Genomic DNA, 14,855 nt, shown 5'->3' on the forward strand with positions numbered 1-14,855 from the left:
TGCCGCGATGAAGATCGACGGGCCGATCGCGGTGCTGGCCAACCCCGGAGCGGGGCGGGGCCGGCACCGCGACGTGCTTCCGGCCGTCCTGGCCCACCTGCGGTCCACCGGACACGCGGTGGAGCCGCTGGAAGCGTCGTCCGCCGCGCAGGCTCTCGTCGCCTGCCACCAGGCCGTCGAAGGCGGCGCCGGTGCCCTGGTCGCCGTCGGCGGCGACGGGACCGTCCACCTGGCTCTGCAGGCGCTCGCCGACACCGGCGTGCCGCTGGGCATCGTCCCGGCCGGCACCGGCAACGACTTCGCGGTCGCCGCCGGCTTCACGGACGACCCGCATCGCGCGCTCGTGACCCTGACGGACGCGCTGACGTCCGGTGGCACCAAAGCCCTCGACCTGGCCCGCCTGACCGCCGGCGACGGCACCACCCGCTGGTTCGGCGGGGTGCTCGCGGCCGGCTTCGACGCGATCGTCAACGAACGCGGCAACCGGATGAGCTGGCCCCGCGGCCCGATCCGGTACGACCTGGCCATCCTCGTCGAGCTCGCCCGGCTGCGCGCCCGCCGCTACCGCATCGTGCTGGACGGCGAGGTCCAGGAGCGCGACGCGGTGCTGGTCGCCGTGGCCAACGCCGGCAGCTACGGCGGAGGCATGCGGATCTGCCCCGACGCCGACCCCACCGACGGCCGGCTCGACCTGACCGTCGTGCGCCCGATCAGCCGCACCACGCTAATGCGGGTCAAGCCACGCATCTACGCGGGTACCCACGTCACGCACCCGGCCGTCGACACCTACCGGGCGACGCGCATCGAGCTCTCCGCCGACGGGATCGTCGGCTACGCCGACGGCGAGCGGGTCGCGCCGCTGCCGGTCACGGTCGAGTGCGTGAAGGGGGCGCTGCGGGTGCTCACCGCCGGGTGAGCGCCACCGCCGCACCCAACCCGTTGACCTTGCCCGGGTCCGCGGCCGGCACCACCAGGGCCGTCAGGCCGGCCCGCACCGCGCCCGCGTCCGCCGGCGTGTCGCCGACCATCAGCGCCCGCTCCGGGTCGACGCCGAGCATGCCGCACGCCCGCAGGAAGATCGCCGGGTCCGGCTTGACCCGGCCGACCTCGTAGGACAGGACGAACGCGTCGACGAGCTCGGCCAGCCCCCACTCCTCGAAGTGCGGCCGGATGTCGAAGCCGATGTTGCTGACCACCGCCACCGGCACACCGGCGGCCCGCAGCGCCTTGAGCGACTCGGCCGTGTCCGCGTACGGCTGCCAGCCCGGCGCGCCCAGCAGCCGCTCGTAGAGGGCGTCGGCGAGGCCCTCGATGTCGGTGTGCACGGTCGCGGCCAGACCCACGTACGCGGCCCGGTGCGCGTGCGGGTAGAGGTCGCGGTCCGCCCACACCTCGGCCAGGTGCACCGGCACCCGGTGGGGGAGCGGCCCGCCCGCCCGGCCGGCGGTGACCAGGCGGTCGGCGAGCACGGTCGCCTTGCCCCGGTCGAGCTCGGCGCCGCAGGCCACGGCGGCGGCGACCACCCAGGCCACCGGGTCCTCCACCTGGGCGAGGGTGCCGTGGAAGTCGAAGAGCACGGCCTCTACGGGGCGTCTGGACAGGTGGTCCGGTGCGTCCGGCACACGTGGGTTGGGCGGCTCCGCACGGTCTGGCAATGGCACGCCGTGGACCTTACCCACGACCTACCGGGCGGGTCCCGCACGGCCTACCGCGTCGGCGCGGCGTGCACGCCGTAATCTTGGATACATGTCGAGCCCCGCCGAGCGCTACGCCGCGGCGCGCCGCCGGGCCGCGAAGGCCAGCGCGTTCCCGGCCCTGGAAGACTTCGCCCTCGGGGTCGGCTTCGACCTCGACGACTTCCAGCGCGAGGCGTGCGAGGCCCTGGAGCGCGGCAGCGGCGTGCTGGTCTGCGCACCCACCGGCGCCGGCAAGACGGTGGTCGGCGAGTTCGCCGTGCACCTGGCGCTGGTCGGGGGAGAACCGGACGCCCCGCCCAAGAAGTGCTTCTACACCACGCCGATCAAGGCCCTGTCGAACCAGAAGTACCACGACCTGGTCGAGCGGCACGGCGCCGCCAACGTCGGCCTGCTGACCGGCGACAACGCGATCAACGGCGACGCGCCCGTGGTGGTCATGACCACCGAGGTGCTGCGCAACATGCTCTACGCCGGCTCGCCGGCGCTCCAGGGCCTGGCGTACGTCGTGATGGACGAGGTCCACTACCTGGCCGACCGGTTCCGCGGCGCGGTCTGGGAAGAAGTGATCATCCACCTGCCGGCGTCAGTGACCTTGGTCTCACTGTCGGCCACGGTCTCCAACGCCGAGGAGTTCGCCGACTGGCTGGTCACCGTCCGCGGCCACACCGACGTGGTGGTCAGCGAGCACCGGCCGGTGCCGCTCTGGCAGCACATGCTCGTCGGCCGCCGGATGTTCGACCTGTTCCACGACGCGGCGGCGGCGCGCAAGCACGACGTGCACCCTGAGCTGCTGCGCTACTCGCGTGAGATGCTGCGCCGCCTCGAGATGGGCCGCGACGGCTGGGCCGGCGGCGGTCGCGGCGGCCGCGGGCCGCGCTGGAAGGGCCCGCTGCGCGCCGAGATCGTCGAGCGCCTCGACCGGGAGAACCTGCTGCCGGCGATCCTGTTCATCTTCAGCCGCGCCGGCTGTGACGCGGCCGTGCAGCAGTGCCTGGCCGCCGGGCTGCGGCTGACCACGCCCGACGAGCGGGCCGAGATCCGCCGCGTCGTCGAGGAGCGGATCACCGCGATCCCCGGCGAGGACCTCTCGGTGCTCGGCTACTGGGAGTGGCTCGACGGCCTCGAGCGCGGCCTGGCCGCACACCACGCCGGCATGCTGCCCGCGTTCAAGGAGGTCGTCGAGGAGCTGTTCGTCCGCGGCCTCGTCAAGGCCGTGTTCGCCACCGAGACGCTGGCGCTGGGCATCAACATGCCGGCCCGCTGCGTGGTGCTGGAGCGGCTCGTCAAGTTCAACGGCGAGGCGCACGTCGACCTGACGCCGGGCGAATACACGCAGCTGACCGGCCGGGCGGGCCGGCGCGGCATCGACGTCGAGGGCCACGCGGTCGTCGTCTGGTCGCCCGAGGTCGACCCGCGGCACGTGGCGGGCCTCGCGTCGACCCGCACGTATCCGCTGCGGTCCAGCTTCCGACCGTCGTACAACATGGCTGTCAACCTGGTCGGGACCGTCGGCGCCGACCGTTCCAGGGCGCTGCTGGAGGCCTCGTTCGCGCAGTTCCAGGCCGACCGGTCGGTGGTCGGGCTGGCCAAGCAGGTGCAGCGCAACGAGGAGACGATCGAGCAGTACACGCAGGAAGTCCAGTGCAGCCACGGCGACTTCGACGAGTACTTCGACCTGCGCATGCAGATCGGTGAGCGGGAGCGGGCGCTGGCGCGGCAGGGCCAGACCCAGCGCCGCGCCCAGGCGGTGTCGTCGCTGGAGCGCCTGCGGGTCGGCGACGTCATCCGGGTGCCGTCGGGCCGCCGCGCCGGCCTCGCCGTGGTCCTGGACCCCGGCGCTGCCGGCTTCGGTGACCCGCGGCCGCTGGTGCTCACCCAGGACCGCTGGGCCGGCCGGATCACCTCCGCCGACTTCACGACGCCGGCCGAGGTGCTGGCGCGGATCCGCGTGCCGAAGCACTTCAACCACCGCAACCCGTCGGCCCGCCGCGACCTGGCCGCCGAGGTCACCGGCACCGGCCTCGACCGGCACAGCCGCCGCGGCCGCCGCGCCCGGGGCACCGGCGAGGACGCGCACCTGGTCGACCTGCGCGACAAGCTCCGCAAGCACCCCTGCCACGCCTGCCCGGACCGCGAGGAGCACGCCCGCTGGGCCGAGCGCCGGCGCCGCCTGTCCCTCGACACCGACGAGCTGCGCAAGCGGGTGTCCAGCCGGACCGGCTCGCTGGCCCGCATCTTCGACCGGGTGTGCGCGCTGCTGACCGCCCGCGGCTACCTGTCGGAGACCGGTGACGTCACCGAGAACGGCCGCATGCTGGCCCGGATCTGGTCCGAGGCCGACCTGCTGGTCGCCGAGTGCCTGCGCCGGGGCGTCTGGGACGCCCTGACCCCGGAGGAGCTCGCCGGCGCCGTCTCGGTGGTCCTCTACGAGGCCCGCCGGGAGAGCGACGAGCGCGCGTCGGTGCCGCGCGGCCCGATCACGGACGCGATCGACGAGACGATGAAGATCTGGGCGGAGCTGGAGGCCGACGAGGCGGCCCGCGGCGTCGAACGCACCCGCGAGCCGGATCTCGGGTTCGTGTGGCCGATCGTCCGCTGGGCGCGCGGGGAGGCGCTGGCCAAGGTCCTGGCCAGCGGCCACAACCTCGACGGCGACATGCCCGCCGGCGACTTCGTCCGCTGGGCGAGACAAGTGGTGGATCTTCTCGGTCAGATCGCTGATGCCGGCGGGGCGTCCAGCACCGTTCGCACCACCGCCCGCCAAGCCATCGGCGCCATCAACCGAGGGGTATTGGCTTACGTCAACAGCTAAGGGCGATGACTCGGGTTCGTCGTGGGCGCGACCGTTGCTCCCGCCAGAGACCGCTCCGCTTCGCTCCGCTGCCACCTTCGCGGTGGGTCGCGCTTACCGCGCTTCTACCCCGCGTGGCTGATCGCGTCGACCAGGCGGCGGCACGGGCCGGCCAGGTTCCACTTCTCGGCTAGGGCCAGCAACGCGTCGCCGTCGGCGGGGGCTGACGGCAGTGTCGCGTCCACATCGGGCAGTGTGACGTCGCGGGCGACCTTGACGACCGTCGGGGCCACCGCGAGGTAGTCGCGGGCCGCGTCCAGTTTGCCGCGTAGGCCCGGGGCGAAGCCGGCCTTCGGGTCGTCGAGGGCCGCCAGCATCGCGTCGATGTCGCCGTAGCGGCTGATCAGGCGGGCCGCGGTCTTGTCGCCGACGCCGGCCACGCCGGGCAGGCCGTCGCTCGGGTCGCCGCGCAGCGCCGCGAAGTCCGCGTAGCCCGACGCCGGGACGCCGTACTTCGTCCGCACCGCCGCGTCGTCGCAGTCCTCGAGCTTGCCGACGCCGCGTCCGCAGTAGAGCAGGCGGACCGGCTTCGCGTCGTCGATGAGCTGGAACAGGTCGCGGTCACCGGAGGCCACCTCGACCGGGCCGGGCTGCGTGCTGGCCAGGGTGCCGATCACGTCGTCGGCCTCGTAGTCGGCCGCGCCGATCGCGGGAATGCCCACCGCGGCCAGCACCTCGAGGATCAGTGGCACCTGGGCCTCGAGGTTGTCCGGCACGATCTCGGTCGACGGCCCGCCGCCGGGGGCCAGCCGGTGCGCCTTGTAGGACGGGATCAGCTTGACCCGCCACGCCGGCCGCCAGTCGTAGTCCAGCGCGCAGATCAGCCGGTCGGGCCGGCGCGTGCGGATGAGCTGGGCGACCATGTCGAGAAAGCCACGCACCGCGTTGACCGGGCTGCCGTCGGGCGCCTGGGCCGCCGACTCCGGAATGCCGAAGTAGGCCCGGAAGTAGAGGCTCGCGGAGTCAACGAGCAGCAGTGGTCGTCTGGTCATCGTCACACTCTGCCACGCGCTGGTTCGGCGCCAGGAGCGGCCCCGGCGCGCGGTGGCGACGCGCGTCGAGCAGCGCCACGGCCAGGGCTGACAGCATCAGCAGTCCACCCACCAGCATGACCGGGCGCGGGCCGGCCGAAGGCAGCAGTGCGCCGCCGACCAGGGCGCCGCTGGCGATGCCGGCGTTGAAGGCCGCGCCGGAGCCGGCCGACGCGACGTCGGTGTTGCCGGGGGCGAGCTGGAGCGTGCGGCCCTGAACGGTGGACGCGAAGGCGCTGAAGGCGAGCCCGGTGAGGCCGAGCAGGACCACCGTCACCGGCTGGACCCGGCCCAGCGCGTACAGCAGCAGCAGGCTGGCGCCGGCCAGCGCGAGCGGCGCGCTCACGGCGACCACGGGCCGGCGGTCGATGAACCGGCCGATGACGATGGTGCCGAGCACGCCGGTCACCCCACCCACGAGCAGCAGCAACGACAGCGAGGCCTCCGGAAAGCCGGCCACGTCGAGCAGGAACGGCGTCACATAGGTCTGCGCGACGAAGTAGCCGGTGACCCCGACGGCGATGACCAGCAGAAGCGTGCGGTAGCGGCGGGCGTCGGGCATGGTGCCCCGCGAGGCGCCGCCGTCGGCCGGCGCGAACGACGGCAGCAGCACGGTGACCACGACCCCGGCTACCAGGCCGAGTCCGGCCAGCACCAGGAAGGCGACCCGCCAGCCGGCCTGCTGGCCGATCCAGGTCGCCAACGGTATGCCCAGCACCGGCGCCAGAGCGGGGCCGATCCCGAAGCGGGAGACGATCCGGCCGCGCACGTTCGCCGGGAACAGCCCGGTCACCGTCGGGCCGACGACCGACCAGAACAGGGCCTGGGTGGCGGCGGTGGCCAGCCGTGCGCCGGCCAGCACCCAGTAGCTGGTGGCCACCGCGGACGCGACCGTGGCCAGCACGAACACCACGAACGTCACCGCGAACAGCCGTCGTCGTGGGATCCGCCTGGTGACGTGGGTGAGCGGCAGGGAGGCCACGACGACGACGAACGCGTAGCCGGTGACCAGCAGGCCGATCTCGGAGCGGGACCGGTCGAGGTCGGCCGCGATCACGGTGAGCAGGCCGATGGGCGCGATCTCGGTGGTCACATAGGCGAACGCGGCCAAGGAGAGGGCGATGAGCGCGGCCGTGGCCCGGGCGGGGGACAGCTGTGGTGCCATCGTTGATGCATATCAGTGCGAGCGCGTCAGCGACACCGGCCGGCGTTCCTCGGTCGGGCGCGGCGGGGGAGCGCCACGCCAGCGCAGGATGCCGTAGTACATGATCGTCAGGCAGGCGCCCGCGTTGACGAACGAGCCGATGACGTCGCTCGGGTGGTGCATGCCGCGGTACAGGCGGGTCAGCGCCACCCCGACCGGGATCAGCACGAACACGGTCCAGACGACCGTCTCCCACCGCCGGCTCGTCGAGCGCAGCGCGAACAGCAGCGCCAGGCCGCAGTAGAGCGCGGTCGCCGCGGACGTGTGCCCCGACGGGAAGCTCGACGTCGGCGGCGAGACGTCCATGTGCTCGACCTCCGGGCGGTGGCGGTCGATCGCCAGCGTGGTGCACAGGAAGATGACGGCCTGGGCCGCGACGGCGCAGGCCAGGAAGAGCGGCTCGCGCCACGGCCGGCGGGTGACCAGCAGGATCACCACCGCGAAGACGCACACCGCGATGACCGACCAGGTGTCGGCGATCGTGCTGAACACCAGGGAGGCCGCGGTCAGCGGGCCCGAGCGGGCCGCCTCCAGCGACTCGTTGGCCCGGTCCTCGACCGTGAACGGCCACCAGCCGTCCGCGACCTTCGTGACGAACAGACCGAGCGCGATCATCAGCCCGTAGAGGGCGACCAACGGCAGCAGCAGCCGGAGCATGACGTGACGCATGGCGGGGGTGTTTACCCGTTCGGTCCGATCGCTATGCCCAGCGCCGCCGGTGACTCCGCGCCCGGCACGAGCAGCCGCGGCGAGCCGGAGCCGTCGGCCGGCACGGAGAACACGTCCGGGCGGCCGTCGCCCTGGCGCACCGTGTAGCCGATGGTCGACCCGTCGAGCCAGGCCGGTTGGTCGTCGACACTGGCCGGCTCGGCCAGCGGGGTGACCGCCAGCGTCGCGAGGTCGAGCACGGACAGTCGCCAGCCCTTCGTCGGGTCCGCGTCGATCGCGTGCTTGAACGCGATGCGCGTGCCGTCCGGTGACAGCGACGGGCACTCGACGTTGTCGGCGACGGTCCGCAGCGTACGCGCGGCGAAGTCGCCCTTCGTCAGATAGCGGTGCCCGCCCGTGGACATCGTCGCGTAGAAGGTGTTGTCGTCCGCGGCGAACGTCACGCCCCAGAAGTTGCGGTCGGCGGACCGCACCTGCTTGCCGTCGTGCGTCGCCGTGAACTCCTCCAGGGTCGGCACCAGGGTGCCGCGCGCGGTGTCGAGGATGCCGGTGCGCGTCGAGAACCCGCCGCTGTTGTAGGAGTCGCCGCCGACGAACGTGGTCCACCCGATCATCCGCCCCGACGCGGAGACCCGTGCCCGGTTGGGCAGCCCGGGGATGTCGACGGACCGCACGGGTGCCAGCCGACGGTCCAGGACCACCATCTTGTACGTCCACGGCGTGGCCGGTTGGAGGCAGACCCCGGTGCCGCCGGCGGCGTACGCGCGGACGCACTCGACCGAGGAGACCGTGCGCGGGCCGCTGGGGTCCATCGTGGACGACACTGCGATGTGCCGGTCGGTGACCGTGAGCAGGACCGGCGCGGCGTTGAGCGTGACCGCCTTGGAGGCGGCCGGCGTCGACGGGGTGGAACGGGCGGCCGCGCCCCGGATGTAGAACACCGCCACCGCCGCCAGCACCAGTGCGACGCCGAGCACCACCAGCAGCCGCGTCCGTACGCTCAAGCTCACGTCAACCGTCCCTTGTGGAAGAGCAGGCCAGCGGTGACTCCGCCGGCGACGACCGCGACCAGGGCTGCCACCAGCACGGCGGCGGTCGGACCCCAGGCGGCCCAGGCGAGCCCGAACAGCACCGAGGAGGCCAGGTAGGCCAGCGCCTGCCCCGTCTGCACCAGCGCCAGCCCGGTGGCTCGCAGGGCGTCGGGCAGCACCGGACCGGCCAGCGCCATCAACACCCCGTCGGTCGCGGCGTAGTAGAGCCCGTACGCGGCCAGCGCCGTGACCAGCAGAGCCCACCCGCCAAGTGGGGCGGCCAGCAGCAGGTAGGTGACGGCCAGGGCGGCATAGCCGGCCAGGAGCACCGGCCGTCGCCCGATGCGGTCGGCCAGCATCCCCAGCGGCGCGGCCAGCAGCAGATAGCCCAGGCTCGTGCCGACCGCCAGCAGCGGGAACCAGAGCAGGCCGATCTCGGTGCGCCGCTGCAACATCAGGTAGACGAAGCCGTCGCCGATCGTCGCGACGCCGAGCAGCGTGGCCGCCAGCAGCAGCCGGCGCAGGTCCGCCGAGCGCAGCAGGGCCACCGCTTCCCGCACGCGGACCGGGGGAGCGGCGGGGGCGGCCGCGAGCGGGTCCCGCTCCCGCACGAACAGCACGAGCACCGCCACGCCGAGTGTCGCGACGAGGAAGCTGGTCACGAACACCGCGTCGTACGACTGCCCGGACCCGGCCAGCACCGCGAGCGCGACCAGCGGCCCGAGGAACGCGCCGACCGCGTCCATCGTGCGGTGCACCCCGAAGGCGCGGCCGAGCGCGTCAGCCTGTGTGGACAAGGTGATGAGCGCGTCCCGGGGCGCGGTGCGCAGGCCCTTGCCCATCCGGTCGACCGCGACCACGAAGCCGATCCCGGCCAGCGAGCGTCCGGCGGCCAGCAGCCCCAGCTTCGCGACCGCGGACAGCGCGTAGCCGAACCCGGCGAGGGCCTTGCGGGCGCGCACCCGGTCGGCGACGTAGCCGCCGACGATCCGCAGCAGGGCGGTGGCTCCGGTGTAGACGCCGTCGACCACCCCGTACGCGACCGGACTGAGGTGCAGTCCCAGCACCAGGTACAGCGGGAGGACGGCGGTGACCATCTCCGCCGAGACGTCGGTTACCAGGCTGACGGTGCCGAGCGCCAGGACGTTGCCGCCGACGAACGCCGCGCCGCGCCCCTTGGCCGCGCCGGGCCGGGTGATCGTCGACAGGTACACGCCGAACACCCTGTATGCCGGCCCGGACCGGAACAACCGCCTTCGGGTGAACAGATCGGACGCCTGTCGTTCACCCGGACGTCCGGATCTTGTTCATCCATTACCGTAGATTCCCGACCCATGCGCATCCGTATCCTGGCCGGCGCCACCACGGCGACCGTCCTGGCCGGCGGCATCATCGCCGCCGTACTCACCTCGACCAGTCCCGCCTCGGCCGCGACCACCACCTTCCGGCCGACCGCCGACACCTACGTGCAGGGCGACACCGCCTCGACCAACTACGGCACGTCGACCCAGATCACGGTCGACAACAGCCCGGTCCGCCGCATGTTCCTGCGCTTCTCGGTGACCGGCGTCAGCGGCACGGTCAGCTCCGCCAAGCTGCGGCTCCGGACGATCTCCGGCAACGACGGCAGCAACAACGGCGGATCGTTCCGGGCCATGTCCAACACCACCTGGTCGGAGACCGGCACGACGTGGAACAACCAGCCGGCGATCGACGGCACGTCCGTCGGGTCGATCGGCAGCGTCACCGCCGACGGGTGGTACGAGGTCGACGTCACCAGCGTCGTGAAGGGCAACGGCACGTTCAGCTTCGGCGCGACGTCCAGCAGCACCGACGGCGCCTACTACGACTCGCGCGAGAGCGGCGCCGACGCACCGCAGCTCGTGCTGACCACCGGCACGACCACCACCCCGCCGCCCAGCGGAGACCCGGTGCTGGTCGGCGCCGGCGACATCGCGACCTCGGGCTCCGGCGACAGCGCGACGGCAGCGCTGATCAACGGAATCTCCGGGACCGTGTTCACGACCGGCGACAACGTCTACAGCAACGGCACGGCCAGCGAGTTCACCAGCTACTACCAGCCGACCTGGGGCGCCTTCAAGTCGCGTACCCGGCCCGCGCCGGGCAACCACGACTACAACACGTCGGGCGCGACCGGCTACTACAACTACTTCGGCTCCCAGGCCGGTCCGTCGGGGCAGGGCTACTACTCCTACAACCTCGGCAACTGGCACATCGTCTCGCTCAACTCCAACATCAGCATGTCGTCGACCTCGGCCCAGGTGACCTGGCTGAAGAACGACCTGGCCGCCAACACCCGGCCGTGCACGCTGGCCTACTGGCACCACCCGCTGTTCACCTCGGGCGCCAACCACGCGCCGTCGACCTCGACCCGCCCGCTCTACCAGGCGCTCTACGACGCCGACGCCGACGTCGTCGTCTGGGGCCACAACCACCAGTACGAGCGGTTCGCGCCGATGAACCCGAGCGGTGGCGCCGACAGCTCCCGCGGCCTGCGGTCGTTCGTGGCCGGCATGGGCGGCGCCGACCACTACGGCTTCGGCACGATCCAGCCCAACAGCCAGGCTCGCAACAGCGACACGTTCGGCGTCCTCAAGTTCACGCTGCACAGCAACTCGTACGACTGGCAGTTCGTCCCGCAGTCGGGCAAGACCTTCAACGACAGCGGGACGGGTTCCTGCCACTGACCACGCGCGCAAGAGTGCCCGCCGCGCAGCCAGCGCGGCGGGTAGGGTCAGAAATGCCATGCCTGGTCCGGAGCTGTCCAGCACCGTGCGCCTCATGCTCAACGGGGCGCCCGTCGAGCTGACGGTCGACAACCGCACCACGCTGCTCGACCTCCTCCGGGACCGGCTCGACCACACGGGCACCAAGAAGGGCTGCGACCACGGCCAGTGCGGCGCCTGCACGGTGCTCGTCGACGGTCGCCGCGCCAACTCCTGCCTGCTGCTCGCGGTCGCCGTCGACGGCCGTGAGGTGACCACCGTCGAGGGCCTCGAGGACGACGAGCCGCACCCGATGCAGGCCGCCTTCCTCGCGCACGACGCGTTCCAGTGCGGCTACTGCACGCCGGGGCAGATCTGCTCGGCGATCGGCATGCTCGACGAGCTCGCCGAGGGCTGGCCCAGCGCCGTCACCACCGGCCCGGTGCAGCTCGACGACGCCGAGATCCGCGAACGGATGTCCGGCAACCTCTGCCGCTGCGCCGCGTACCCGAACATCGTCGCGGCCATCCGCGAGGTGGCCGGTGCGTGAGTTCTCCTACGCCAGGGCCCGCGACGTGGACGCGGCGGTCTCGCTGGTCGCCGACAACCCGGGTGCCCGCTACCTGGGCGGCGGCACCAATCTCGTCGACCTCATGAAGCTCGGCATCGAGCGGCCGGACCTGCTGGTCGACGTGACCGGCCTGCCGTTGGACGACGTCGGCGAGGACGGCGGCCTGCTGCGGATCGGCGCCCTCGTGCGCAACAGCGACCTGGCCGCGCACCCGCTGGTCCGCGAGCGCTATCCCGTGCTCAGCCAGGCTCTGCTCGCCGGCGCCTCGGGCCAGCTCCGCAACGTGGCCACCACCGGCGGCAACCTGGTGCAACGCACCCGCTGCGGCTACTTCACCGACCCGACCAAGCCCTGCAACAAGCGGATGCCCGGCTCCGGCTGCCCCGCGATCGAGGGCGAGCACCACAACCTGGCCATCCTCGGCGCGTCCGACCACTGTGTCGCGACCCACCCGTCGGACCTCGCGGTCGCGCTGGTCGCGCTGGACGCCCGGATCGGCGTGCACGACCTGGCCGGATCGCACGAGATTCTCCTCGAGGACCTCTACCGGCCCGTCGGCGACCGGCCCGACCTCGAGCTGACCACCCGGGACGGCGCGCTCATCACGGGGGTCGCGCTGCCACCGCTGCCGCCCGGCGCGCGGACCCACTACCGGAAGGTCCGGGAGCGGGCGTCGTACGCGTTCGCGATCGGCGCGGTGGCCGCGGTGCTGGTCGTGGCCGACGGCGTGGTCAGCGACGTGCGGATCGCCCTCGGTGCGGTCGCCTCGCACCCGTGGCGCGCCCGGGTCGCGGAACGCGAACTGCGCGGCGGTCCGGCCACGCCGGCGGCGTTCGCGGCCGCCGCGGCCGCCGAGCTCGACGCCGCCCGGCCGCTGCGCGACAACGCGTACAAGGTCCCGCTGGTCCGTGACCTGGTCGTCGCTGTGCTGACGGAGCTCGCCCGATGACCCGCGGCTGGCAGACCGCACCGTCGGTCGGGCACCCGCTGACCCGGGTCGAGGGCCTGGACAAGGTGACCGGGCGGGCTCGCTACTCCGGCGACGTCGCCCTGCCCGGCCTCGTCCACGGCTGGGTCGTGCCGGCGACCATCCCGCGCGGCCGCGTGATCGGCATGGACGTGGCGGCCACGCTGGCCATGCCCGGCGTGCTGGCCGTGCTGCACCAGCACAACGCGCCCCGGCTGACCGGCATCGGCGAGGGCACCCTCGAGCTCTTCCAGAACGACCGGGTGGCGCACCGCGGCGCACCGGTCGCGCTGGTCATCGCCGACACGCCGGAACGCGCCCGGGAGGCGGCGGAGCGCACGGCGGTCGACTATCTCCCGGAGCCGCACGACGCCCGGTTCCGGGCCGACCACCCGCGCCTCTACCAGCCCGAGTACGTCAACCCGCACCACCCGGCGGTGACCGACAAGGGCGACGTCGAGGCCGCGCTGGCCGGAGCCGCGGTGGTGGTGGACCAGGAGTACCGCACGCCGCCGCAGCACAACAACCCGATGGAGCCGCACTCCAGCACGGCGGTCTGGGCCGACGGGCGGCTCACCGTCCACGGCTCCACCCAGCACGCGTACGGGATGGCCCGCACCCTGACCAACCTGTTCGGCTTCGCGCCGGGCACCGTGCGGGTGCTCTGCGAGCACGTCGGCGGTGGCTTCGGCGGCAAGGGCACGCCCCGGCCGGACGCGGTGCTCGCCGTGATGGCCGCGACCCTGGTCGGGCGGCCCGTGCGGGTCACCTTCACCCGGCCGCAGCTGTGGCCGCTGGCCGGCTACCGGACGCCGACGGTGCAGCGGGTGCGGCTCGGCGCCGACGCGGACGGCCGGCTGGTCGCGCTGGAGCACCGCGCCTCGTCGCAGACCTCGCGGCTGCTCGAGTTCACCGAGCAGTCGGCGGTCTACTCCCGGGCGATGTACGCGGCGGACAACCTGCGCACCAGCCACCGGGTGGTGGCCCTGGACATCCCGACGCCGCGCTGGATGCGGGCGCCCGGCGAGGCACCCGGGTCGTTCGGGCTCGAGTCCGCGATGGACGAGCTCGCCGAGGCGTGCGGCGTCGACCCCGTCGAGCTGCGGCTGCGCAACGACGCCACGCACGACCCGGCGGACGGGCGGCCGTTCAGCAGCCGCCGGCTGGCCGAGTGCCTGCGCGAGGGCGCGCGCCGGTTCGGCTGGGCCGGTCGCGACCCCCGGCCGGGGGTGCGCCGCGACGGCCGCTGGCTGCGCGGCACCGGGATGGCCGGCGCGCACTACCCGGCCCGCACCAGGCCCACCGTCGCGCACGCCACCGCCTTGCCCGACGGCCGGTACGTGGTGCGGGTGGGTGCCGCCGACCTCGGCACCGGCGCCCGGACCGTGCTGACCCAGCTCGCCGCCGACGCGCTGGAGGTGCCGGTCGGTGCGGTCCGCGTCGAGATCGGTGACAGCGACTTCGGCCTCGCGATGGTCGCCGGAGGCTCGATGGGCACGGCCTCGTGGAGCTGGCCGGTGGTCACCGCCTGCCGCGACCTAGCCCACCGGCTGGCTTCCGGCGCACCGGTGCCGTCCGACGGGTTGACCAGCACCTTCGACTCCACCGACGCGGTCGGCGCGCTCGGCGACCTCGCCCGCTACGCGTTCGGCGCGCACTTCGCCGAGGTCGCGGTCGACGTGTCCAGCGGCGAGGTGCGGGTGCCCCGGCTGACCGGCGTGTACGCCGTCGGCAAGGTGGTCAACCCGCTCACCGCGCGGTCCCAGCTGATCGGCGGCATGACGATGGGGCTGTCCTGCGCCCTGCTGGAAGAGTCCATCATGGACTCCCGGTTCGGCGACCACGTCAACCACAACCTGGCCGACTACCACGTGGCGACCAACGCCGACGTCGGCGAGCTGGACGTGGCGTTCGTCGACGACCCCGACGACGAGCTCAACCCGTCCGGCGTGAAGGGGCTCGGCGAGATCGGCATCGTGGGGGTGCCGGCGGCCATCGCCAACGCGTTCTGGCACGCGACCGGCGTGCGGCAGCGCGAGCTGCCGATCGGCCCGGCGCGCGCGATCACCAGTGGACAGTGAATCAATCCTCGGATTAGCTTGGCGATC

12 protein-coding genes are annotated in these 14,855 nt (G+C 73.2%); 6 read left to right on the forward strand and 6 right to left on the reverse strand.

The window, feature by feature from the left end:
• The first annotated feature begins 7 nt into the window (after positions 1–7).
• Positions 8–916: a diacylglycerol kinase gene (locus AB0J88_RS06410; protein ID WP_364356452.1), complete on the forward strand. Its 909-nt coding sequence runs from the start codon at positions 8–10 to the stop codon at positions 914–916.
• Here the strand turns inward: AB0J88_RS06410 and AB0J88_RS06415 are convergent.
• Positions 903–1,655: an HAD-IA family hydrolase gene (locus AB0J88_RS06415; RefSeq protein ID WP_364356705.1), complete on the reverse strand. Its 753-nt coding sequence runs from the start codon at positions 1,653–1,655 to the stop codon at positions 903–905. The two genes, AB0J88_RS06410 and AB0J88_RS06415, sit on opposite strands and share 14 nt — an antisense overlap.
• A gap of 91 nt (positions 1,656–1,746) precedes the next feature.
• Here AB0J88_RS06415 and AB0J88_RS06420 point away from each other — a divergent pair, with 91 nt between their 5' ends.
• A complete protein-coding gene (locus AB0J88_RS06420) occupies positions 1,747–4,509 on the forward strand; it encodes a DEAD/DEAH box helicase (RefSeq protein ID WP_364356449.1) in 2,763 nt (920 codons plus the stop codon).
• Positions 4,510–4,613: 104 nt separating this feature from the next.
• Here the strand turns inward: AB0J88_RS06420 and AB0J88_RS06425 are convergent, their stop codons facing one another.
• Genes AB0J88_RS06425 through AB0J88_RS06445 form a run of 5 tightly spaced genes read right to left on the reverse strand, consistent with a single transcriptional unit; the run spans position 4,614 to position 9,697 of the window.
• A complete protein-coding gene (locus AB0J88_RS06425; protein ID WP_364356446.1) occupies positions 4,614–5,540 on the reverse strand; it encodes a 5'-3' exonuclease in 927 nt (308 codons plus the stop codon).
• Positions 5,512–6,744 carry an MFS transporter gene (locus AB0J88_RS06430; protein WP_364356443.1) on the reverse strand — a complete coding sequence of 411 codons (1,233 nt, stop codon included), beginning with the start codon at positions 6,742–6,744 and terminating at the stop codon, positions 5,512–5,514. Before AB0J88_RS06430 ends, AB0J88_RS06425 begins: the two co-directional genes overlap by 29 nt.
• Before the next feature lie 12 nt (positions 6,745–6,756).
• A complete protein-coding gene (locus tag AB0J88_RS06435) occupies positions 6,757–7,452 on the reverse strand; it encodes a phosphatase PAP2 family protein (protein ID WP_364356440.1) in 696 nt (231 codons plus the stop codon).
• An 11-nt stretch (positions 7,453–7,463) separates the two neighbouring features.
• Positions 7,464–8,462, reverse strand: coding sequence for a hypothetical protein (locus AB0J88_RS06440; protein WP_364356437.1), 999 nt, complete (start codon positions 8,460–8,462; stop codon positions 7,464–7,466).
• Positions 8,459–9,697, reverse strand: a complete 1,239-nt coding sequence (locus tag AB0J88_RS06445; protein ID WP_364356434.1) for an MFS transporter — start codon at positions 9,695–9,697, stop codon at positions 8,459–8,461. The genes AB0J88_RS06440 and AB0J88_RS06445 overlap by 4 nt, the downstream gene beginning before the upstream one ends.
• Before the next feature lie 120 nt (positions 9,698–9,817).
• On the opposite strand from AB0J88_RS06445, the gene AB0J88_RS06450 reads away from it, so the two are divergent.
• From AB0J88_RS06450 to AB0J88_RS06465, 4 genes are read left to right on the forward strand one after another with little or no spacing between them, the layout of a single operon-like run.
• Positions 9,818–11,191, forward strand: coding sequence for a DNRLRE domain-containing protein (locus tag AB0J88_RS06450; RefSeq protein WP_364356431.1), 1,374 nt, complete (start codon positions 9,818–9,820; stop codon positions 11,189–11,191).
• 58 nt (positions 11,192–11,249) lie between these two features.
• Positions 11,250–11,759: a 2Fe-2S iron-sulfur cluster-binding protein gene (locus AB0J88_RS06455; RefSeq protein ID WP_364356428.1), complete on the forward strand. Its 510-nt coding sequence runs from the start codon at positions 11,250–11,252 to the stop codon at positions 11,757–11,759.
• Positions 11,752–12,729: a xanthine dehydrogenase family protein subunit M gene (locus AB0J88_RS06460; RefSeq protein WP_364356426.1), complete on the forward strand. Its 978-nt coding sequence runs from the start codon at positions 11,752–11,754 to the stop codon at positions 12,727–12,729. The genes AB0J88_RS06455 and AB0J88_RS06460 overlap by 8 nt, the downstream gene beginning before the upstream one ends.
• Positions 12,726–14,828 carry a xanthine dehydrogenase family protein molybdopterin-binding subunit gene (locus AB0J88_RS06465; protein ID WP_364356424.1) on the forward strand — a complete coding sequence of 701 codons (2,103 nt, stop codon included), beginning with the start codon at positions 12,726–12,728 and terminating at the stop codon, positions 14,826–14,828. The genes AB0J88_RS06460 and AB0J88_RS06465 overlap by 4 nt, the downstream gene beginning before the upstream one ends.
• The last annotated feature ends 27 nt before the right edge of the window (positions 14,829–14,855 follow it).

The sequence above is a fragment of the Asanoa sp. NPDC049475 genome (assembly GCF_040676915.1).
Classification (GTDB): domain Bacteria; phylum Actinomycetota; class Actinomycetes; order Mycobacteriales; family Micromonosporaceae; genus Asanoa.